Here is a 21711-nt window from a genome sequence, read left to right on the forward strand (position 1 = left end):
CATCGGAATTACCAGTTGATATACATTCCCGGTTAATGTATAATCTGGCTGTAAAGTGTTGTTCACAACTATATTTTACAACAAAAGACGGCTTCTGGCATTTGCCAGTCGCCGTCTTTTGTTGTTTATTAAGGGGCTGTCTTACTGCGACAGCCCCTTTATTATTGGTTAAAAAGTTTTCCCCCTACATAATTGTTACAGTAAGTATGTCTTGGTGAACATTTGCTGAAATGTTGTGCGCATCTTATACAAACGAGGGAGATTATTAAATATTATTTGATATGATATAATCTCAGAAGGAATAATCCATTTTGCTTTTTCACGCTGCTATCATTTGTGGTCTAAAATGGAGAAACACCGAGGGGGGAAAGATGCTTTCAAGGGAGCAATTGGAAAAAAATCAGGTTTGGTTCTATGCATTAACACTGGTAATAGCAACTGGCGTGGGTTTATTATGGTCTGAATTTGCTACAAAACTCGATCGTACCATTTCATTTGTCCTTGCCATCTTGATGTATGGGATGTTTACGCAAATCCCTTTTTTAGGTTAAAAGAATCTCTGTCAAATCGACGTTTTCTTTATGCTTTGCTTACGATGAATTATATCGTTGTTCCTGTCGTTGTTTGGGGACTGACACGATTTCTTCCAGACGATACAGCACTATTGTTAGGTGTCTTTCTAGTTTTGTTAACGCCTTGCATAGATTATGTTATTGTTTTTACACATCTTGGACAAGGCAACGAAGAACTCGTTCTGGTATCCACACCGCTGCTATTTGTAACACAGATGATTTTGTTACCCGTGTACCTATGGCTCTTTATGGGTACGGAGGCGGTAAAAATCGTCCATGTTGAGCCTTTTCTTGAAGCCTTTTTCGGACTCATTGTTTTTCCGTTATTGTTTGCTCTTCTTACACAATTTTGGGCAGGGAAGCAACAATTAGGGGAACGGTTCCTTGATGCCACGGCATGGCTTCCCGTACCCTTTATGGCGTTAACTCTTTTTGTTATTGTCGCATCTCAAATTAGCAGATTATATCAATTTTTTGATATTATTATTCAGGTCATTCCCGTCTATGCAGCATTTATGGCAATCATACCCATTCTTGCAAGTATTTGTTCGCGTATTTTTAGATTGGATACCAGAGCAGGGCGTGCACTTGTTTTCAGTTCTGGAACCCGCAATTCCCTTGTCGTTCTTGCATTTGCATTGGCTCTACCTGAACCACTAAATGGCTTAGTGTCGGCTGTGATCGTAACACAAACAATTGTGGAACTTGTTGGTGAACTAATTTATGTCCGTGTGGTTCCAAGGGTTTTACTACGGGACACGGAGAAATTTACTTATCATGCTAACGTCGATCGATAGTAGAAAACGGTTTTACTTCGTACCACAAACCACGTTGACAGTGGGGTTCACTGGTTCAAATCCCGTACGTTCCACCATAAAGATATTTAGGGTAGATACAAATTGGTTTTGGTATCTGCCCTTTTTATATTTGTTAAACGATATTTTCTCTTTGCCGGTAGACCCGAGCTTCATTTAACTCCAAGCTTGCCGCCTGTTTGTTGGAAGCCCTATTTTATTATTCTTGTAATCACCCTAGCATTGGAATATAATTTAGTTAAGTTAACTAAATTATATTCCAATGGAGGTTTTATGTTGAAGGAAACGGTTTCCAGCGTAAAGGGGCAAAATAAATCAATTCTTTATAAACTTGGCATGGGGCTTTTAATCCTCTCTTGTATTCTTTGGCTGATTCCGCTCATTGTGCCATTTATGTCACTTCCAACGATGGTAAAGGCAGGCATCATTACAGGCAGTATAATAGTTGCAGAAATTATGTTTTGGAGTGGTGCTTTACTCGTTGGAAAAGAAGTGGTCGCAAAATTTAAAAGGTATTTAAACCCAAAAAATTGGCGAAAAAATCGTGAGGGGAAAAAACATGAAAAATATAGCAGAACAGATCAGTCGAGTGATTGAAGACATATGGATTATATTCGAAAAAAAGGAAAGAGCCTATACCAATTTCAAATTAAATAACCAACAACATGTATTGTTAACAATGATTATGAGGCATCCACACTCTTCACCTACAGAACTAGCTGAAAAAATGGATATAACGAAAAGTGCTATCAGTCAACAGATAGCAAAACTTGAAAAGGGAAACTATGTCATTCGAAAGCGACATACAGAGGATAAACGTACATTTTCAATTGAATTAGGCGAAAAAGGGTTGCTTTATAAAAAAGAAACGGAAGCATTTTATCAACAAGTTTCTGATAAATATTACGCGAATATGTCACCTGTAGAATTGGTAAATACATTATCTACACTTCAAAAATTACGAGAATTACTTGAGTCATGATGATGAAGGCTCACATATAATCCAAGGCAAATCGGCATGAAGTTGAAGTTGTTCTCTTTTCGAGCACACGTAGGGGTAGATACAAATTGTATCTACCCCTTTTTTATATTAGTTTATATGCTTTTTGTACTGTACCTGTTTGATTTTTGCTCTGCCAAATTGAGCAAACCCTGGTAAGGATGGAGGGGAGAAGTCGGAATCGAACCGGACTCCCATCTGGATCGCAGATAGGCCAGCGGATTTGCAGTCCGTGGGAGGAACCTTCCTCATACTCCCCAAATCATTCTATCATAACTATAATTAATACTACAAATTACTTATTTTTATAATATAGCATCCGAACATAGCCTTTGGTTATAGTTCTTCAAAGGTTGAAGGCGACATTTCGTTATTTTTGAGCAGCATGCTTGGTTGAGAAAGATATAATTATCACAAAATAATATTTATATCATTTTAAAAAAATATAGTCAATAGAAAATCATTAATTTTTTTATTAAAAATCTGAGTTATTAAAAGATATACTGGGTGTAACCTGTTTATATTTAGAAATATGGTCTCATTCAGTGGTACATGAAGATTTACATTTTTTCTGGAAGGTACTATAATCTGATTAAGATAAAGTTCTTAAACCGGAAAAGGGGGGTAAATTATGCGTAAATTATTCCAAGAATTTCTAGACTTTGCTGATTTTGCCTTTAGATATCTCCATGTAAATGATGAAGCAAAATAAAAATCAACGCCACCAAAAATGGCGTTGATTTTTATTTTGTCAACAGAATATGGTATTTTTTTGCCGGCTTACTCGCTTAATAATAACTCAGAGTAAATATTACTACATTCGAATTGTCCACTCCTAAGGGACAAAAGTATTAAATAATTAGAATATATAAACATCTTTCTAAAATATTGCACATCTTGAAAAAAGTATTAAAATAAGTCTGTGCAATTGAATAAAAAAACTGGATGATATTTGCGGGAGAGTGGCAGAGATGCCCGCCGAAGGAGTTAAACTCTCAGGTACTTTGATAAAGTGGAACCGTAAATAGACAGAACTCTGGAGAGACCCATTATTGGGCGCCGAAGGTGCAAACAGCCGGGTTTGGCTGTAAATCTCTCAGGCAAAAGGACAGAGGGTGAAAGAAAAAGCAATGGTTTAGTTGTTTTGCTTTTGTTTCCCGTTGTCTGTCTCTCTGGAGTCGAATCATGGATTTGACTCTTTATTTTTTATCACAAAGGGAGATGGGGAAATTGGATTATGTAAAAATTCTTGATCAAGTGGATAGTTTTGTTTGGGGCCCACCCCTATTATTGCTGTTGGTAGGCACAGGAATTTGGCTAACTTTAAGACTTAAGCTTATTCAGTTAACTCGTTTACCAATGGCTTTAAAACTTATTTTTAGGGCGAAAAATGATGGCACCGGCGATATTAGCAGCATAGGGGCCTTGTGTACGGCATTGGCAGCTACTGTGGGTACTGGCAATATTGTAGGTGTGGCCACTGCTGTAGGCACCGGTGGTCCAGGGGCAATCTTTTGGATGTGGATGGCTGCTTTTTTTGGTATGGCCACTAAGTATGCCGAAGGTTTACTGGCGGTCAAATATCGTACCATTGATAAAAATGGTCAAGTTTCCGGTGGTCCCATGTATTACATCGAAAGGGGATTGGGTCGTAAGTATCGCCCCTTGGCCATCATGTTTGCGGCCAGTGGTGTGCTGGTAGCCTTTTTTGGCATTGGTACCTTCCCCCAGGTCAATGCCATTGTAGATACCTGTAAACTATCCTTAGGTATTCCTGTTTACATCACCGCGGCAGTTGTTACTGTGCTGGTTGCTTTGGTTACCATTGGTGGATTAAAAAGTATTTCCCGGGTTGCCACCAAAATTGTACCCTTTATGGCTGTTTTCTACGTTTTAAGTTGTATTTATATCTTAGTTACATTTGCTGACAAGTTACCGGATGCTGTAAATTTGATTATTACCAGTGCCTTTTCTGGTACTGCTGCGGCTGGTGGCTTCCTGGGTGCCTCTATTATGTTGGCCATTCGAAGTGGTGTGGCCAGGGGTGTTTTCTCCAATGAATCAGGTTTGGGTAGTGCCCCCATTGCTGCGGCTGCGGCAAAAACAAAATGGCCTGCGGAACAGGGACTAATATCCATGACGGGTACCTTTATTGATACCATTATCATTTGTACCATGACAGGACTGTCTTTGGTGGTTACTGGCGTTTGGACAGGCGAAGCCAAGGGTGCTGCCATGACCAACGACGCTTTCCTAGCTGCCATTCCTGGCTTTGGGCCAGTGATTTTAACGGTTGGTTTGGTTCTCTTTGCCTTTACCACTATTCTGGGCTGGAATTATTATGGAGAACGCTGCTGTGAGTATCTCTTTGGTGTTAAAAGTATTAAGGCTTATCGCGTAATTTTTATTGGCCTAGTGGCAACCGGTGCCTTTTTGAAACTGGAGGCGATTTGGCTCTTGGCAGATATCGTTAATGGCTTAATGGCTCTGCCAAACCTAATCGCTTTACTCGGTTTAACCGGTGTTATTATCTCAGAAACTAACCGTTATATGGATCATGTAAAGGCCCAACAAACAAAAAATCATTCGGAACCGGCTTAATTCTTATTTAGAAAAGTTTGGCTTGTGCCAAGCCTATCGTGTGAGCGGGATCAATAAAAAGCTTCAGAGAAGACCTCTGGAGCTTTTTGTTGTTCGTCCGGCATGTTTGCCGGGCGATGGGTTGAAAGAAACCCTGTCATCCAACCAGCGGCAAGACAACCTGTAGGCAAGGGCGCTTCTTCTAATAAAGATCTTTCATTTCTTATTTCCTCCACTTTAAGAGCAAGGATGAATTGATGATAACCGCCACAGAACCTACATTATGTACGAGAGCACCGACCACAGGATTAAGTATGCCAGTAATCGCTAATGCAATCGCAGCAAAATTGAGTATCATAGAAGCTGCAAGGTTGATATTAATTGTTTTCATTACCTTTCGTGAAAGCAAGATAAGATGATGGATTTCCCGAATATCATCACCGACCAGGGCAATATCCGCAGCTTCAATGGCTATATCGCTTCCAATGCCGCCCATTGCAATGCCGACTTGGGCAGCTTTGAGGGCCGGCGCGTCGTTAATCCCGTCGCCTACCATGCAAATAGGTTCTCCATTTTCCTGATATTGACGGATAGCAATTAACTTATCTTCCGGCAAGCAGTTTGACCTCACATCTGCAATGCCCGCGATACTCGCAATATGATTAGCGGCTTGTGATGTATCACCCGTAAGAAGAACCGTTTTAGCGCCTGTTGCAGAAATATCTTTAATCGTCTGCGCCGCATCGGGACGAAGTGTATCGGAAAGTGCAATTAAACCAATTAAGCGCGTTTTATCCATTACATAAATAACCGTACTGCCGTCTGCTTTTGCGCCATTTGCCCTTTCTTCAAGCTGTTTTGGTATTTCTAAATCATGGTCTGCAATGAGTGCTTCATTCCCTGCAAAAATTTCATGCCCTTGTACTGTCGCCACAACACCACGTCCCGGCAATAATTGAAATGCTTCCGGTTCTTTTGGAGGGGTGCCGCTTACTTGCCTATAATGAGCAACAATCGCTTTTCCCAGAGGGTGTTCAGAGCGTAGTTCTGCGGATGCCACCATTCCAAGCAAGCGATCGTTATCCATATCAGGTGAACAGCTTTCCACTTGTACCACGGACGGCTTACCGTATGTAAGCGTTCCAGTTTTATCAAATGCAATACACCGTACTTTCGCTAAACGCTCCAATGCGTCCCCTCGACTAACGAGGATACCATATTTTGTTGCATTGCCAATACCCGCCATGATTGCGGTTGGAGTGGCAAGCACCAATGCACAGGGGCAGAAAACAACAAGAATGGTAACGGCACGGATAATTTCATCCGTAAAGTACCATGTAAGTCCTGCCGATACGAGAGCGATAACAACAATCCAGGTTGCCCAACGGTCAGCCATTCCAACTATTTTTGCCTTTCCTGCGTCAGCCGACTCAACAAGCCGTATCATACGTTGCAGGGAACTATCTTCGCCAACTTTTGTTGCGGTCATATCAAAGGTTCCAAATTGGTTAACCGTCCCGCTCTGAACTTCGTCGCCTTCGTTCTTGTCAACCGGAAGTGCTTCACCTGTCATAACCGATTGGTCGATTGAGGTTTGACCTTTTATAATAACACCGTCTACCGCGATTGCTTCCCCGGCTAACACCCGGAGAGTATCACCGACAACAACCTGTTCAGCAGGTATCATACTTTCTTCACCATTTCGCACTACTCTTGCCGTGGTAGGTGATAAATGTACTAACTTTTCAATTCCGGCACGGGCTTTCGCGACTGTCCGTTCTTCCAAAAATGCACCAATCGTCATTATGAAAGCAACTTCACCGGCGGCAAATAGCTCACCTATCACAACCGAAGCGACTAAAGCAATCGACACCAATACGTCAGCCTTTATATCAAACTCGGTGACGAGCCCGACAATCGCTCCCTTAATGATCGGGATACCGCAGAGCAAAATAGCAAGCCATGCCGCATCAATGGGAAGTCCTCCAATATTAAAGAAACTAATAATCAAGGACATCAAAGAAAGACAGAGAAATAGAATAGTCGGCTTTTCATCCTCTCTAAAAAAATCCCTAAAAAAGGCAATCAAAAACATCACTCCTTTTATACCTATGGGGGTATATGTATATTCAACAAAAGCATACCCCTATAGGTATGCTTTTGTCAATAGAAAAAGCAGCCGAAAATCGACTGCTTTAGGAATGTCACTTTTTTACGTCATGCGTGAAAAGTGTTCAACAGCTTTTGCAAACTTGGAAATCGTTTTGTCAGCGTCCCCGTGTTCAATGCCCTCTCGTACACAGTGATTTAAGTGTCCTTCAAGTACAACTTGCCCAACTTTGTGTAAAGCACCTTTGGCAGCATTGATTTGAACAAGTATATCTTCGCATGGGATATCTTCTTCTATCATTTTATCAATGGCTTTTATTTGCCCCATGATTTTATTTAATCTTCTATGAAGATTATCCGTATCCATGCACTGGCGCATAAGCTCACCCCCTTATACCCCTATGGGTATAAGAAGGGTATCATGTTTTGTGCAGTAAGTCAATTTGAAACGGTACTGTTATAATAATTCAAGATATGGAATTGAAATCATACATAGGGTACTTTTTCATATTGTTTCGCTTTCTTCGTAGGAATCATAAAATGACATAGGGTGGCATTTCTATGTCGAACTTTTTCGTAATTTGGATAAAATGATAGCTGTACACACGGTACAGCTTATTTGCAGCCTCAGCCACCTTTACCGATCATTCTAAAGATCACGATAACCACAATAATAATTGCAATGTAGGATGCAATGGAACTAATATCCACGAAACATGCCCCCTCTCTTTTTGGTAGATATTCGCGTCCAGGTGTCCAATTCCTTTTGAACCATATTTAATTTTACCCACACCCTCGTTATAATAATAGCAAAGGCTGTGGGAGGGGATAAGTTTGGATATTAAGTTCATGATCGGCATAGGATTTTTGCTGGTGGCCGCCTTTATTTATTTTACACAGGTTGTCTAAGTGATCTGGAGAAGAAAAAAGGGAGTTGTCATAAACTACTGATCAAAAGTAGTTTGCGACACTCCCTTTTAATATTTTTACTTGCCCTTCTTCACGCCATGCAGTTCAATGCCCAGGAGTTCTTTAATGTCCATGACAACGGGTGTTACCTGTTCCGAGAGTGTCTCCAGTTTCACCAATAATTCTTGAATCTTGGCTACTTTAGCTTCTGCTACTTGAATGGTAGCCTTTGCGTTCCAGCGTAGAAAAAAGGAATTTTGCATCATTTTTATCTGCTGCTTTAGGGACATGATTTCAGCTTCACAAAGTTGTTTTAATTCTTCAACTTCCTTAAACATAAAGAAACACCTTCCTTTTTTTCCATGATATTGGATAATGTAGAAAAAGGTGATGTAATTGGAAAAAGAAATTCCAAAAGAGTTAACAAAAATTTATAAAACAAAAATCTTTAGTGCAGTTACCTAATATACTTTTAAAAAGCCAAAAGAAAAGGGGTGACTTTTTGGCTAGAAAAAGAAAACGTAACAGTAACAGTAAAGGAAATAAGATAAATCCTCGGGTTATTAAAAAAAGGGACTTACTTTTACATAAATCCTCTTCGGATAGGGTCCCAAACCTGCAAGAAGGCCTTGCCCCAGATATCATATTGACCACGAATAAAAAGCGCATCAAGAAACCCTTCAATCGATTTGTTTCTGAAAGTTGCATCACAAATTCTCTAAGCCATGCAGTAACAACTTTTTGTAAAAAGCAGACCTTTGTAAATACCGATCCAGCCTGGCCTGGCCCAGTTCCTGATATTATTGGAGAAAAAACCAAGAGTCGCAGGATGATAAAAACGGGGGTGCCCTTTGTTGACCAGAGTTGTATTACCAATAATCTTTCCCTTCCAGATAATCAAAGTGTGGCTTTTGCCCCAGAAGTACCGGTTAAGCAATATAGCTATATCGAACGGCCAAATTCACCGGATATTTTAGGTCCCACCTATAAAAAACCAAGGCGCAAAAAATCAGATGCGGTTCCCTTTGTACCCAAAAGCTGTACGATTGATATTGAACAGGCCCCTCTTCTGGTAAAGAATATTGAAAATTATGGAAATTTTAGGTGTGAATGGAATAAAGCAAATTCTGATACCATCGCGAAAGTCTGTGAGGAAACAAAAATATGTAAAATAAGTTGGTTACCTCTGGTAGTGGTTGTTTTGCTTATGTTTATATCTATTTTTATGTTTTTAAAGTAAAAAGAAATTATGCTCAATAACTCCAGTGTTAGGATCGATCCATAATTTTTACATGGGATAGCAACATAGAATTCTGCCGATACTGCATGTAGAAGAAGTTATATTTAAAAATTCGCCAAATTTGAACCAGTATACAAAAAAATGCCTCTCATATACTAGTAGTAAAGGAAGGGGTGATAGCGGGGATGAGTCAGTGTCTTTCCATTGGAGCCACCCAGCATATTGACTTATTGAGAGATAAGCTTGGTAAAGAATTTCAATTTAATGAGGATAACAACCTAATCGTAAAGCTTACCGAAAAACCAGCCGGTAATATCACCTTTTTATCCTGTGATTTCAATGGAACCATATGCTGTGGCGGGCCACTGGAAGATCAGGAGTTGTTTAGACATTTTGTAGCAGACATCATTTCTGACCTAATTCTAAATCACTGGGAAAAGGCAATTATTTTGGACATTATCCGGGAAAGTTATTTTTTCTTTAATGAAGATGAGAAAAAAACAATTTTCCAGTATTCCCAGGATTATGCCAATGGATTAAAGGTATTTCCGGGCCGCATGGAACGTTTGGATAGAAAGAATTTTATTATTAAGAGATTGGTAGAGTTTTTGGAACAAAATAACAGCCTGGTCATTGATGGTTTTGTAAGATTTCGCCTGAAAGATTATATTAACGAGATAAAGGAGACGGTTGATCAGGCTGTTGATGATTTTCTGATGGAAAGGGAATATAAAGAATTTATTCAGCTTCTCAAGTATTTCGTAGAAATCCAAGATACCAAGGTGGATGTTGTGAATGTTTTGTTAAACAGAAAAGGTACCTACCAACTTCTTGATCAAAAACATGAACCAATTGATAGTGAATTTTTAGAGGGTTTTATTCTTGATGTTATGGACAATGAAATTAATTATGAAGACTTACTTATCAGTGCCCTTATTACCATCGCTCCTAATAAAATAGTATTTCATTGTGGAAGCCATCTAAAACCCCAAACTACGATCGATACGATCAAGCATGTTTTCGAGGGAAGGGTAAATGAATGTACCGGCTGTAAATTATGCCAAAACCAGCAGCAATAAAACCGTCAACAGGCGGTTTTTTTGTTTACTTAGACCAACACATTTGATGGTATCACGGATAAATAAAAATTCATTATAAAATGTATTGTTATAAAGGGTATGGTACGTTAGGTACTTTAAAGGAGAAATTTGGTTAACAAAATTTGTCGAAATCAAGAGGAGTAATTTGATTCTTATAGAAAGGTATAACTGGAAAACAATTCAACACATTAAAAAAGTAACAACGAAGGATGAACAAAGAAATGAAAAGAACCATACTTACCATCGTTCTAATTTTTGCCTTTATGAACGCTGCCTATGCTAGTATTCCGACTCCGTCCAGTTTAATCGATTATAACCAGCATGATTTAGGAAGCACCATTAACTTTGAGGGCAATCCGGCCGTATTTTTAAAAACACTGTCCAATAAATTTAAATCAGAACAGCCCAAAGGCTCTAGAACTTTGATATTTAGCGATTTCCCTGAATACATTGATAAGCCGGGCATCTCGTACCAGGATAACATTTATCCCTTTAAAAATAATGGCAGGTTCAGGGTCTTTGATTACCATGTTAATAGTTCTACAAAGCCTCTGTATTTTTCGATTCTATTAACGAATAAAAATGATCACCCTGTGACCGTGCAAATTGAAAAAATGGCGGTTGCCGGGCCTTCTATGAATTATATGGCTGCAGGAAAAGATGCGGTGCAGTCATGGCTTAATTCAAGCGTAGATAAAACCCTGGTAATAGAACCTTGGCAAACGGTATTTTTGGCCGAACCTGTTTGCCTAAAGAAGGATCAATTGGTGAACTTTATCTACGACGCAACGGCCAGTGATACAGTACAGGTATCCACCGTAACAAGATCGGATGAAAAAGCTTCGCTAAAGGGCCTGCCCATATTAGTCAAAAAAACCAACCCGGGTGAGAAAGCACCCACTATTTTACGGGGGACTTTTGATACAGCAGATTACTATCATACTTATGTAATTGGCTTGGATGGACGGGCTTATACCGCAGTTGGCGTAGCGGGAAAGGCGGACTACTTACAAGGCTATTCCGCAGTGGATCGTAAGAAAGTAGTGAACTATGGGAACTATGGCGTTTTGTATCACACAAGCTTTAAATTAATTCCGTACTTACAGACGCCTGGGGCAATTGTGATTAATTCCCGAGGTGGCGGTTTCGGTACCGCTGCTAGTATTAAAATTAATGGGAAGTTGGTTAAGCCAGGATTTATCGGTCCCACAGAGACTACAGCCATTGGCCTGAATACTGTAAAACAAGGAATTCTTGTTTACAAGGAAGATATCAAGAATAGTGATGAGATTACAATAAATTGGATGCCGGCAGGTGGAACGAACTTGCCTGTGAATTTTATCGTGCAACCTTATCAAGCTGTGACAACGATGGAAAATGAGTAATCTGTAAATCTATTGCACCTTACCGGGCATTTTGATATAGTTATGTCGTTAATTGACGAATGGAGGTCATGTAAGGTGCAGTGGTGGACGATGCTATTAATCCCCGTTATAGGTGCCTTTATTGGTTGGGTTACCAACCTAATTGCCGTTAAGGCTATATTTAAACCCTATGAGCCGATTCATATTATAGGTTCCTTTTCAATTCAAGGAGTTGTTCCCAAAAGAAGGCAGGAGTTGGCCAGAAGCATCGGTGAAGTGGTGGAGAAGGAACTACTGAATGTAACGGACCTGATCAACCAAATGAAATCGCCGGAAGTTCTTAGTCGGATTGTTGACACTGCCAGTGAGTCCATCCGTAATATGGTGGTAGATAAGATACCTGTTTGGGTTCCCGTCACCATTCGAACCGTTATCTTGGAAATGATGGGGGACATGCTGCATAAACAAATGCCCCAGGTAATCGAGCAAATAGTGGATCAGGCCGGAGGAAGTGTGGCAGAAAAGGTTAAAATTGCCCAACTGGTTGAAGATAGAATGAATGCTTATGATATTCGGCATTTGGAGAAAATAATAGTAGACGTTGCCTCCCGGGAACTAAAACATATCGAAATCATTGGTGGTGTTTTGGGTTTCGTTATTGGTCTTGTGCAGGTTGCGGTGGTTTATCTGTCTGCTTGACATTTGTGCCCGGTAAATCTATAATTAACCCGTAAATAGTATGTGCTGTGATAAGGAAAAGTAGGACAGTATGTTCGCCCAGAGAGGAAGACCCAGGCTGCAAGTACTTCCCGATACCTCTGTCTGAAAGACCACCTTGGAGCTGTTTGCTGAACCTTAGTAAGCAAACCGGTTTGACACCGTTATCATCCTTTGAGGTGGGAGTCTATGGCTCCAACCAGGGTGGAACCGCGGAGATAACCCCGTCCCTGAGTAATCAGAGACGGGGTTTTTTTATATTTACTACCGAAAGGAGAAACACCATGATAAAAGTAACACTTAAGGACGGTTCCGTCAGAGAGTATCCCGTAGGAAGTACAGTAATGGGAGTTGCTAAAAGTATCAGCCAGGGGCTGGCCAGGGAGGTCTTGGCCGGTAAGGTTAATGGCAAGGTTGTGGATGTTGACCATCCCCTAAATGAAGACGCTGCCTTAGAACTATTGACCTTTAATGACGAAGAGGGAAGAAATGTCTATCGGCATAGTACTGCCCACGTATTGGCCCAGGCTGTGAAAAGATTATTTCCCAATGCCAAACTGGCCATTGGCCCGGCCATTCAAGATGGCTACTACTATGACTTTGATATGGAGCAACCCTTTACCCCGGCCCAGGTAGAGCAGATTGAAGAAGAAATGAATCGCATCATTAAAGAAGATATTCCTTTCCAAAGGGCAGAGCTGTCCCGGGAAGAAGCCCTGGAGCATTTCAAGAAACAGGGTGAAATTTATAAGGTAGAGCTAATTACGGACCTGCCAGAGGATGCTGTGATCTCCTGCTATCATCAGGGGGATTTTAATGATCTATGTGCCGGACCACATGTTCCTTCCACCGGTAAATTAAAAAGCCTTAAGCTAATGAGTATTGCTGGGGCCTATTGGCGGGGCAGTGAGAAAAACAAAATGCTGCAGCGTATCTATGGTACCTCCTTCCCTAAAAAGACATTATTGGATGAGCACCTGTTCCGCATAGAGGAAGCGAAGCGGCGTGATCATAGAAAGTTAGGTCAAGAACTGGACCTGTTTAGTATCCAGGAAGAGGGTCCAGGGTTCCCCTTTTTCCATCCGAAGGGCATGGTTTTACGCAATGAGCTGGAAAATTTCTGGCGTCTGGAACATAAAAGACGTGGCTATCAGGAAATTCGTACCCCCATTATCTTAAATCGCGGTCTTTGGGAACAGTCCGGACACTGGGCCCATTACAAGGAAAATATGTATTTTACCAAGATTGACGAAGGGGATTATGCCGTTAAGCCCATGAACTGTCCGGGTAGTATTCTGGTATACAAAGCTAGAATGCACAGTTATCGCGATCTTCCCCTGCGCTGGGGTGAACTGGGTCTGGTACACCGCCATGAGCTGTCCGGTGCTTTGCACGGACTGATGCGGGTGCGTTGCTTTACCCAGGATGATGCACACATCTTCCTGCTGCCCAGTCAGATTAAGGAGGAAATCATCGGGGTCATCGACCTGTTTGATTACTTCTATAATACCTTTGGCTTAAACTATCATGTGGAGTTATCGACTCGCCCCGAGAAATCCATGGGCTCCGATGAAATGTGGGAAACAGCAACAAACTCCCTGCGGGATGCTCTGGAAGCTAAGAAAATGGATTACAAAGTAAATGAGGGTGACGGGGCATTTTATGGTCCTAAGATTGACTTCCATCTAACCGACAGCCTGGGCAGAACCTGGCAGTGTGGTACCATTCAGTTGGACTTCCAAATGCCGGAAAAATTTGATCTTAACTATGTTGGTGAAGATGGTCAAAAGCACCGCCCGGTCATGATTCATAGGGTTGTTTTCGGCAGTATTGAACGTTTTATCGGCATCCTCACGGAGCACTTTGCAGGAGCCTTCCCAGTTTGGTTGGCCCCGATACAGGTTAAAGTATTGCCCATTACCGACAAGCACCATGAATATGCCAGGGAATTGGTCAAGAAACTAGATGCGCTGGATGTTCGGGTGGAACTGGATGCCAGGAATGAAAAAATTAATTATAAGGTTCGAGAAGCCCAGACCCAAAAAATCCCCTATATGCTGGTCATCGGAGATCGGGAAATGGAGCAGGGAACGGTGGCCCTGCGGCAGCGCGGCAAGGGAGATGTTGGGGCCGTAGCCGTTGATGAATTTATTAAAAAGATTGTGGAGGACATCCATACCAGGGCTATTTTCTAACACGATCAGAAAGAATAAGATTTTAAGGATGATCGTATAAGAAAAGCTAAGGCTCGCTTGTGCCCTTAAGGGCATAAACGAACCAAGCTTTTCTAATTATCAAAGGGAAAGCCTTGACTCCATAGGCAGGCTATGGTACAATTTCATCTGTTGAACTCAATATATTTAGCAAGTAGAGGCATCCCGCTTCTCACCTTACAACGATGGTTCGTAGGGTCATCTAACACAAATTTATTTTATAGTTGTGTCTATAAGCGGGTGTTTATCACCCGCTTTTTGTTTTTGTTTTAACTTAAAATCTGGAGGTGAATATATATTTCCAAACAAGAGCAACGCATTAATGAGGAAATCAGAGCACGTGAAGTACGGGTAGTAGACGCTGACAACAACCAACTGGGCATTATGCCTGTAAAAGAAGCCCTGCGTTTGGCAGAGGAAAAACAGTTGGATTTGGTGGAGGTTGCTGCCCAGGCCAAACCGCCGGTTTGCCGTATTATGGATTATGGTAAATTCAAATATGAGCAAAGCAAGCGGGATAAGGAAACAAAGAAAAAGCAGCGGATTATTCAGATTAAAGAGGTTAAGCTGCGGCCCCGCATTGAAGATCATGACTATTCAGTAAAATCTAAGAACGCTGAACGCTTTCTGAAAGATGGCGATAAGGTCAAGGTTACGATTATGTTCCGGGGCAGAGAAATTGTTCATACCGAACTGGGAAGAATTCTGCTGGAACGTTTGGCCAAAGACCTTAAGGATATTTGCATTGTGGAAAGACACGCTAAACTTGAAGGTAAAAATATGATTATGATCTTAGCACCAAAAATTGAGAAGCAGGATTAGAAAGGAGTTGCCCTAAATGCCTAAAATTAAAACCCACCGTGGGGCTGCTAAGAGATTTAAGAAAACTGCCACTGGAAAAATTCGTGGTTGGCACGCTTTTAAAAGCCACATTCTTGGTAAAAAATCCGCCAAACGTAAGCGTAATCTGCGCAAGTCTTCTATCATTCATGAATCCGATGCAGTTCAACTTAGAAGACTGCTGCCCTATTAATAGTTGATTTTTTTAAGTAAAAGGAGGTAATCATCATGCCACGGGCTAAAAGCAGTGTGGTTTCTCGTAATAGACACAGAAAGGTTTTAAAACTGGCCAAAGGTTATAGAGGTTCCCGCAGTAAACTGTTCAGGGTAGCCAACCAGGCGGTTATGAAAGCTTTATCTTATGCCTACAGAGACCGTCGTCAGAAAAAACGTGACTTCCGTAAGCTATGGATTGCTCGGATCAACGCGGCAACCCGCATGAATGGTCTGTCCTACAGCCGTTTCATCGCTGGCCTGAAAAAAGCCGATGTAGAAGTGAACCGTAAAATGCTGGCTGACTTGGCAGTAAACGATGCCAAGGCCTTCGGCCAACTGGTTGAGCTTGCTAAGTCCAAGCTAGCCTAAGCTTGCCCCAAAACCCAATTGTGATATAAACTAAGGCATGGTCTTTGGACCATGCCTTTGCTGTATAAAACAAGCTAGTCGGGTGCGAGACTTGTTCTTTTGACCCCATGGCTTGTTGTGTAGGGGATATTGCATCAGCGGGGAGTGCTATCGTTATCCCCCATTCGCTCCTAAGCTCCGTGCCGATAACTCTAAGACTCGTTCCGGGCGAAATCAGGGGTCGCCTTAGATTCGACGTCCTGTCTCAGCTAAGGCTGCGCGCTCGTCCTGAGCGCGCCCCCCTGATTTCGCCCTGCACTTGTCAAGAGTTATTAACGGCACTCCGCTAAAGTCGCTCAGGGGGATAACGATAGCACCTGCTAATTCGTAGGGTTATCTTTCCAATGTATAAAAAGTCCAAGGCTCAAACCAATGGATTTTCTATAAGGAGAAATGAGACGGTGGAGATCCAATGATTACATCTAGCCAAAATTCACGGGTAAAGTACGTAAAAAAACTATCCCAACGTAATTTCCGTCAAAAAGAAAGAAAGTTTAGCGTGGAAGGCATTCGCTTTGTTGAAGAGGCCCTGGCGAGCAATTGGCAAATGGAGTATTTGCTTTATACGGATCAGGGAGTGCAGGGGGAACGAGGGAAAGGGTTGCTGAAGCAGGCCAGGGACAAGGGAGTAGAAACCCTTGAGGTATCTGAAAGTATCATGGGAGAGTTGACCGATACAGAAACTCCCCAGGGGGTGCTGGCAGTGCTTTGGCAACCGGATTATGCCTTGGGGGATGTGGTTAAGAGGGGGCAGCAGCCACTGGTGGTGATTGTGGACGGGGTGCAGGACCCGGGAAACCTAGGTACCATTATCCGTTCCTCAGATGCTGCGGCAGCCAACGGGGTTGTTTTGTTGAAGGGGACGGTGGATTTATACAACCCTAAAACACTGCGTTCCACCATGGGTTCCTTGTTCCACCTGCCAGTGGTGCAAGCAGAGGATGCAGAGGGGGCTTTGGCTTATCTAACCTCCCTGGGGGTCACTTTACTGGTGGGTGAGCCGGTGGGTGGCATACCAATCTTTCAGGCAAATCTTCAGGGACCGGTGGGCCTTGTGGTGGGCAATGAAGGGTCTGGGCCCAGGGAAGCTATCCTTGACCATAAGCATCAGAAAGTAACCATACCCATGCCGGGTCATGCCGAATCCTTAAATGTAGCCACCGCCACCGCCATCATGCTTTATGAAGCGGTAAGGCAAAGGTATAAAATTCAGTAAACTTTCTTGTTTTGCTTAGAGCCATATGGTATAATCAGTGTCGAAAGGTCCCCAAAAAAGGATGAAAGGTTGTGGTTGCGTGTTGCTAACCGCCGAATTTTTTTGGAGCCTGTTCGAAGCAACCGGTTCGGTTACAGCATATATTAATTATCGCCGGCTGGTTCTACACTAATATACTACTGCTATGACGGGGAAAAGTATGTAGATTTTTCTTTACAGGGAGAAAGGGTCATGACTGGAAGCCCTTTTAAAGAAAAACTCCGGAAAGTTCACCCCTGAGCTGCGGTCTGAACGTATTACATACTAGTAGGTTGCGCCGGTACTTCTACCGTTATCAGAAGCGGATAAATATTATTTTATCCTCTAAGAGGTTCTTTTCTAGAACAATTTGGGTGGTACCACGGAGATGATCCGTCCCTTTTATTAGGGGCGGTTTTTTATTTTATCTATTTTTACAGGAGGAGCATCATGGAGCAAAAATTAAGAAATTTATCCCAGGAGGCATTGACGGCCCTGGGGGCTGCCCATACCCCAGAGGAACTAAATGATATTCGTGTTAAGTACCTAGGTAAAAAAGGGGAAGTAACACAAGTTTTACGGGGTATGGGTGCTTTATCTGCAGAAGAAAGGCCGAAGCTAGGACAGGTGGCCAATGAAGTAAGGGTGGCCATTGAGAAGGCCCTGGAAGAAAGAAATAATCGGGTTAAGGAAGCACAAAAGGAAAAAATGCTGGCTGCTGAAACCATCGACATTACCTTGCCAGGCAATCGGTTTGGCCTGGGAAGGTTGCATCCCCTAACCCAAGTCATGCAGGAAATAGAAAATATTTTTATGGGCCTGGGCTTCAAAATTGCGGAAGGGCCTGAAATAGAACTGGATTATTACAACTTTGAAGCGTTAAATTTACCCAAAGACCACCCGGCCAGGGATATGCAAGACACCTTCTTCATTAATCCGGAGGTTCTCTTAAGAACACATACCTCTCCGGTACAGGCCAGAACAATGGAAAAAATGGTGCCCCAGGTGCCCATTAAAATTATTTGCCCTGGCCGTGTCTATCGACGGGATGATGATGCCACCCACTCCCCCATGTTTCACCAGGTAGAGGGTTTGGTTGTTGATAAGCATATTACCTTTGCGGATCTTAAAGGTATCTTAGCTACCTTTGCTAAGCAAATGTTCGGACCAGAAACCAAGACCCGGCTGCGTCCCAGTTATTTTCCCTTTACCGAGCCCAGTGCAGAGGTGGATATCTCTTGCTTCAATTGTAAGGGCAGCGGCTGCAGGGTTTGTAAGGGAAGTGGCTGGCTGGAAATTCTTGGATCAGGCATGGTGCACCCCAGGGTCTTAGAGATGTCCGGCTACAATCCCGAGGAAGTGACAGGTTTTGCCTTTGGCATGGGGGTTGAGCGAATTGCCATGTTGAAGTACGGCATCGACGATCTCCGGTTGTTATTTGATAACGATTTGCGATTTCTGGCACAATTTTAGATTCGGGAGGTTTTAAGATACATGCGAGTTTCATACCAGTGGCTTAAAGATTATGTTGACATCCAGATTTCACCCCGGGAATTGGCAGATAAACTAACCCTATCTGGCCTGGCGGTTGATGTGGTGGAAGAATTGGGTGCTGAAATTGAAAATGTTGTTACCGGGCGAATTGAAAAAATAGAAAGACACCCCAATGCGGATAAGCTGGTGGTTTGCCAGGTGGATGTTGGTCAGGGGGAACCCTTGCAAATTGTTACCGGTGCCACCAACGTAGGGGAAGGACATATCATTCCAGTTGCCTTGGAAGGGGCCAAATTGGCGAAGGGATTGCAGATTAAACGTTCTAAACTTAGAGGTGTGGAGTCCAGAGGGATGCTCTGTTCCGGCCAAGAACTAGGGATGGAAAGCAAACTCATGTCTTCGGACATGGCCAATGGCATTTTGATTTTGCCGGAGGATGTAACGATCGGTTTGGATGCGAAAGAGGTTTTAGGTTTATATGATTCCGTGCTGGAATTAGACCTCACCCCTAACCGAGGCGATGCCCTGAGCATGATCGGTGTTGCCCGTGATGTGGCGGCCCTATTGAATACTGAACTGAAAATTCCGGTGCCCAAGGTAGAAGAAAACCAAGAAAACATAAATGACCTAGCGAAAATTGAGATCGAAGATCCTGATTTGTGCCGCCGTTACGTTGGCCGTGTGATTAAAGGCATCAAGGTGGGAGCCTCACCCATTTGGCTGCAAAATCGACTGAGAGCAGCCGGCGTGAGACCCATTAGCAATGTGGTGGATGTAACCAACTATGTGATGTTGGAAATGGGTCAACCACTGCATGCCTTTGACTATGATAAACTGGCTAACCACCACATTATTGTTCGGCGAGCTAAAGAGAATGAAAAAATTGTCTCCCTGGACGGTGTTGAGCGTACCTTAAATCCGGAGATGCTGGCCATTACCGACGCAAGTGGTCCGGTGGCAGTGGCTGGGGTAATGGGAGGTCTGGACAGTGAGGTTACGGATGCCACAGTAAACCTGCTCATTGAGTCTGCTTACTTTCACCCCATTAATGTAAGGCGCACTTCCAAAGCCCTGGGACTGCGTTCGGAATCCTCGGTACGGTTTGAAAAGGGCATCGATGTTAACGGCTGCCGCAGGGTTGCAGACAGGGCGGTGCAATTAATCCAACAATTGGCCGGGGGATCAATTGTTGCCGGTACCATTGACCAATTCCCCAACCCCATCGCTGAAAAAACGATCTTGCTAAGACCCAGCCGGGTCAATTGGGTGTTGGGAGTGGAAATTCCCAAACAAGAAATTTTTAGAATCATGGAAAGTTTGCAATTTAGGGTGCAAGAGCAGGGGGATGACTTACTGGTTACGGTTCCTACCTTCAGGCCGGATATTTTCGGTGAGTGGGATTTAATCGAAGAAGTAGCTAGAATGCATGGTTTTAATCAGATTCCTGAGACCTTGCCCTTTGGCGCCTCCACCCAGGGGGTACGTACACCGGAACAGCAAATGAACTGGGACATCCGCAACATTATGATTTCCTGCGGCTTCTATGAAGTTGTTACCTATAGCTTTGTTCATCCTAGGGTCTTTGATTTAATGAATTTACCCCAGGATAGTAAATTTAGAAATGCTATGAAATTGCAGAATCCCCTTAGTGAAGAACAATCTGTGATGAGGACAGTGTTGGTTCCCAGTCTGTTAGAGGCACTGCAGAAAAATCTTAATCGACGGGCTCAAAGTGGAGCCATCTTTGAAATTTCACGGGTGTTTTATCCCCAGGAAGGGCAGCCTCTGCCCGAAGAGGTACCTGTACTGGCGGCAGTGGCCTATGGAAATACGCAAAAAATTTGGAATCAACCTGCTCGGCCCATGGATTTCTTCTTCATGAAGGGTGTAGTGGAACAATTATTGGAAGGCCTGGGAGTTCAAAATATTACCTTTAGCCGCCATCAAGACCCCAGCTTCCATCCCGGACGTTGTGCCAAGATTGAAGCGAATGGTCAAATATTAGGGGTAGTGGGAGAGCTCCACCCCAATGTAATCGAAAACTATGAATTACCGGGTAGGGCTGTGGCGATGAAGCTGGATTTACAGGCTCTGGCCCAAACCAACCGACCGGTAAAACAATATCACGGTTTACCTAAATTTCCCATAGTAGAACGTGACTTGGCTGTTTTGGTGCAGCAGGAAGTTTTAGCTGCCGATATGCTAGCCATTATTCAAAAGGCAGCCGGAAGCTTACTGCAAGAAACAGAAATCTTTGATATCTATCAAGGTAGTCAGGTGCCCGAGGGCTATAAGAGTGTAGCCTTTGCCATGAAGTTCCAAGCCCCGGACAGAACCTTAACGGACGAGGAAATCAACGATAAAATGCAGCGGATTATCAAATCACTGACTGCTCAGACCGGAGCAGAACTAAGAAAATAAGACCCTCATAAAAGGGAGTGTCGCAAGCGACACTCCCTTTTGGGACAAGGTGGGACAGGTTATTTATCCCTGAGACCAAAGGCCCATATCCTACGGCCATTTTTTCTATTTATTATGCAAAATGCAAAAAGCTGAAGGGATTTGCTAGAAAACAGCGAATAAACAATCAGCAAAGGTAATAGGGGGGTCAAAAATGTCTAAGCAGCCAAGCAAGGTGGAGGTAGAAATATTTGGTGAGTACTACACCTTAAAAGGGCATGAATCCCCAGAATATATGCAAACGGTCGCCAAATTAGTGAACAAAAAGATGATGGAGGTAAGTCACAGAAACCCTGTACTTTCTCCCAATAAAGTAGCTGTATTGACGGTTGTTAATCTGGTCGATGAACTTCTAAAGCTTCAGGAACAGTATGACAACCTCTTGCAAATGATGGATCCGGAAAAAGCAAACCTTAGTAACTCATGACCAGATCATGAGT

Annotated in this window: 21 protein-coding genes, 1 tRNA gene, 2 riboswitches and 3 other annotated features; of the genes, 17 read left to right on the forward strand and 5 right to left on the reverse strand. The window is 42.7% G+C overall.

Annotated features, from left to right (window positions below; genetic code table 11):
* Positions 1–371 precede the first annotated feature (371 nt).
* Together V6C11_RS02350 and V6C11_RS02355 are read left to right on the forward strand one after the other, a co-directional pair.
* Positions 372–551 carry a hypothetical protein gene (locus tag V6C11_RS02350; RefSeq protein WP_333529475.1) on the forward strand — a complete coding sequence of 60 codons (180 nt, stop codon included), beginning with the start codon at positions 372–374 and terminating at the stop codon, positions 549–551.
* 44 nt (positions 552–595) lie between these two features.
* Positions 596–1369 (forward strand): arsenic resistance protein, encoded by a 774-nt coding sequence (locus tag V6C11_RS02355; protein WP_333529476.1) that lies wholly within the window; start codon positions 596–598, stop codon positions 1367–1369.
* 12 nt (positions 1370–1381) lie between these two features.
* Here the strand turns inward: V6C11_RS02355 and V6C11_RS02360 are convergent, their stop codons facing one another.
* Positions 1382–1543, reverse strand: coding sequence for a hypothetical protein (locus V6C11_RS02360; protein WP_333529477.1), 162 nt, complete (start codon positions 1541–1543; stop codon positions 1382–1384).
* Positions 1544–1663: 120 nt separating this feature from the next.
* Here V6C11_RS02360 and V6C11_RS02365 point away from each other — a divergent pair, with 120 nt between their 5' ends.
* Positions 1664–1984, forward strand: a complete 321-nt coding sequence (locus tag V6C11_RS02365) for a transporter suffix domain-containing protein (protein ID WP_333529478.1) — start codon at positions 1664–1666, stop codon at positions 1982–1984.
* Entirely contained in the window at positions 1947–2369 is a 423-nt protein-coding gene (locus V6C11_RS02370) for a MarR family winged helix-turn-helix transcriptional regulator (protein ID WP_333529479.1), read from the forward strand. Before V6C11_RS02365 ends, V6C11_RS02370 begins: the two co-directional genes overlap by 38 nt.
* A 180-nt stretch (positions 2370–2549) precedes the next feature.
* Here the strand turns inward: V6C11_RS02370 and V6C11_RS02375 are convergent.
* Positions 2550–2646: transfer RNA gene (locus V6C11_RS02375), tRNA-Cys, on the reverse strand.
* Between the two features lie 686 nt (positions 2647–3332).
* A riboswitch (glycine riboswitch) is annotated at positions 3333–3405 on the forward strand.
* An 8-nt stretch (positions 3406–3413) separates the two neighbouring features.
* Positions 3414–3509, forward strand: a riboswitch (glycine riboswitch).
* Positions 3510–3608: 99 nt separating this feature from the next.
* On the opposite strand from V6C11_RS02375, the gene V6C11_RS02380 reads away from it, so the two are divergent.
* Positions 3609–4988: an alanine/glycine:cation symporter family protein gene (locus V6C11_RS02380; RefSeq protein ID WP_333529527.1), complete on the forward strand. Its 1380-nt coding sequence runs from the start codon at positions 3609–3611 to the stop codon at positions 4986–4988.
* A gap of 202 nt (positions 4989–5190) precedes the next feature.
* On the opposite strand, the gene V6C11_RS02385 is transcribed toward V6C11_RS02380, so the two are convergent.
* The 3 genes from V6C11_RS02385 to V6C11_RS02395 all read right to left on the reverse strand — a co-directional run bounded on the left by V6C11_RS02385 (position 5191) and on the right by V6C11_RS02395 (position 8323).
* Positions 5191–7062 (reverse strand): heavy metal translocating P-type ATPase, encoded by a 1872-nt coding sequence (locus tag V6C11_RS02385; protein WP_333529480.1) that lies wholly within the window; start codon positions 7060–7062, stop codon positions 5191–5193.
* A gap of 117 nt (positions 7063–7179) precedes the next feature.
* Positions 7180–7455 (reverse strand): metal-sensing transcriptional repressor, encoded by a 276-nt coding sequence (locus tag V6C11_RS02390; RefSeq protein ID WP_333529481.1) that lies wholly within the window; start codon positions 7453–7455, stop codon positions 7180–7182.
* 607 nt (positions 7456–8062) lie between these two features.
* The gene (locus tag V6C11_RS02395; protein ID WP_333529482.1) at positions 8063–8323 is read right to left on the reverse strand and encodes a hypothetical protein; all 261 of its coding nucleotides are present in this window, start codon (positions 8321–8323) and stop codon (positions 8063–8065) included.
* 164 nt (positions 8324–8487) lie between these two features.
* Here V6C11_RS02395 and V6C11_RS02400 point away from each other — a divergent pair, with 164 nt between their 5' ends.
* The 12 genes from V6C11_RS02400 (at position 8488) to zapA (ending at position 21698) form a co-directional block, all read left to right on the forward strand.
* A complete protein-coding gene (locus V6C11_RS02400; protein WP_333529483.1) occupies positions 8488–9225 on the forward strand; it encodes a hypothetical protein in 738 nt (245 codons plus the stop codon).
* Positions 9226–9410: 185 nt separating this feature from the next.
* Positions 9411–10304: a putative sporulation protein YtxC gene (gene ytxC / locus V6C11_RS02405; RefSeq protein WP_333529484.1), complete on the forward strand. Its 894-nt coding sequence runs from the start codon at positions 9411–9413 to the stop codon at positions 10302–10304.
* 242 nt (positions 10305–10546) lie between these two features.
* Complete coding sequence (locus V6C11_RS02410) at positions 10547–11710, forward strand: hypothetical protein (protein ID WP_333529485.1); 1164 nt, start codon at positions 10547–10549, stop codon at positions 11708–11710.
* Positions 11711–11785: 75 nt separating this feature from the next.
* A complete protein-coding gene (locus tag V6C11_RS02415) occupies positions 11786–12388 on the forward strand; it encodes a DUF445 domain-containing protein (protein WP_333529486.1) in 603 nt (200 codons plus the stop codon).
* A gap of 38 nt (positions 12389–12426) precedes the next feature.
* Positions 12427–12641 (forward strand) — a binding site (T-box leader).
* A gap of 49 nt (positions 12642–12690) precedes the next feature.
* Positions 12691–14601 (forward strand): threonine--tRNA ligase, encoded by a 1911-nt coding sequence (gene thrS, locus V6C11_RS02420; protein WP_333529487.1) that lies wholly within the window; start codon positions 12691–12693, stop codon positions 14599–14601.
* Positions 14602–14765: 164 nt separating this feature from the next.
* Positions 14766–14888, forward strand: a sequence feature (ribosomal protein L20 leader region).
* A 22-nt stretch (positions 14889–14910) separates the two neighbouring features.
* Entirely contained in the window at positions 14911–15441 is a 531-nt protein-coding gene (gene infC, locus V6C11_RS02425; protein ID WP_333529528.1) for a translation initiation factor IF-3, read from the forward strand.
* A gap of 16 nt (positions 15442–15457) precedes the next feature.
* Positions 15458–15652 carry a 50S ribosomal protein L35 gene (gene rpmI / locus V6C11_RS02430; protein ID WP_333529488.1) on the forward strand — a complete coding sequence of 65 codons (195 nt, stop codon included), beginning with the start codon at positions 15458–15460 and terminating at the stop codon, positions 15650–15652.
* A 35-nt stretch (positions 15653–15687) separates the two neighbouring features.
* Complete coding sequence (gene rplT / locus V6C11_RS02435) at positions 15688–16044, forward strand: 50S ribosomal protein L20 (protein ID WP_333529489.1); 357 nt, start codon at positions 15688–15690, stop codon at positions 16042–16044.
* A gap of 451 nt (positions 16045–16495) precedes the next feature.
* Positions 16496–17299, forward strand: coding sequence for a TrmH family RNA methyltransferase (locus tag V6C11_RS02440; RefSeq protein WP_333529490.1), 804 nt, complete (start codon positions 16496–16498; stop codon positions 17297–17299).
* 175 nt (positions 17300–17474) lie between these two features.
* Positions 17475–17721, forward strand: a binding site (T-box leader).
* Positions 17722–17767: 46 nt separating this feature from the next.
* Complete coding sequence (pheS, locus tag V6C11_RS02445) at positions 17768–18790, forward strand: phenylalanine--tRNA ligase subunit alpha (protein WP_333529491.1); 1023 nt, start codon at positions 17768–17770, stop codon at positions 18788–18790.
* A 21-nt stretch (positions 18791–18811) separates the two neighbouring features.
* The gene (pheT, locus tag V6C11_RS02450) at positions 18812–21232 is read left to right on the forward strand and encodes a phenylalanine--tRNA ligase subunit beta (RefSeq protein ID WP_333529492.1); all 2421 of its coding nucleotides are present in this window, start codon (positions 18812–18814) and stop codon (positions 21230–21232) included.
* Between the two features lie 193 nt (positions 21233–21425).
* Positions 21426–21698, forward strand: coding sequence for a cell division protein ZapA (gene zapA / locus V6C11_RS02455; RefSeq protein WP_333529493.1), 273 nt, complete (start codon positions 21426–21428; stop codon positions 21696–21698).
* The last annotated feature ends 13 nt before the right edge of the window (positions 21699–21711 follow it).

It is taken from the genome of Desulfotomaculum sp. 1211_IL3151 (assembly GCF_036763075.1).
In the GTDB taxonomy this organism is placed as follows: Bacteria; Bacillota; Desulfotomaculia; order Desulfotomaculales; family Desulfotomaculaceae; genus Desulfotomaculum.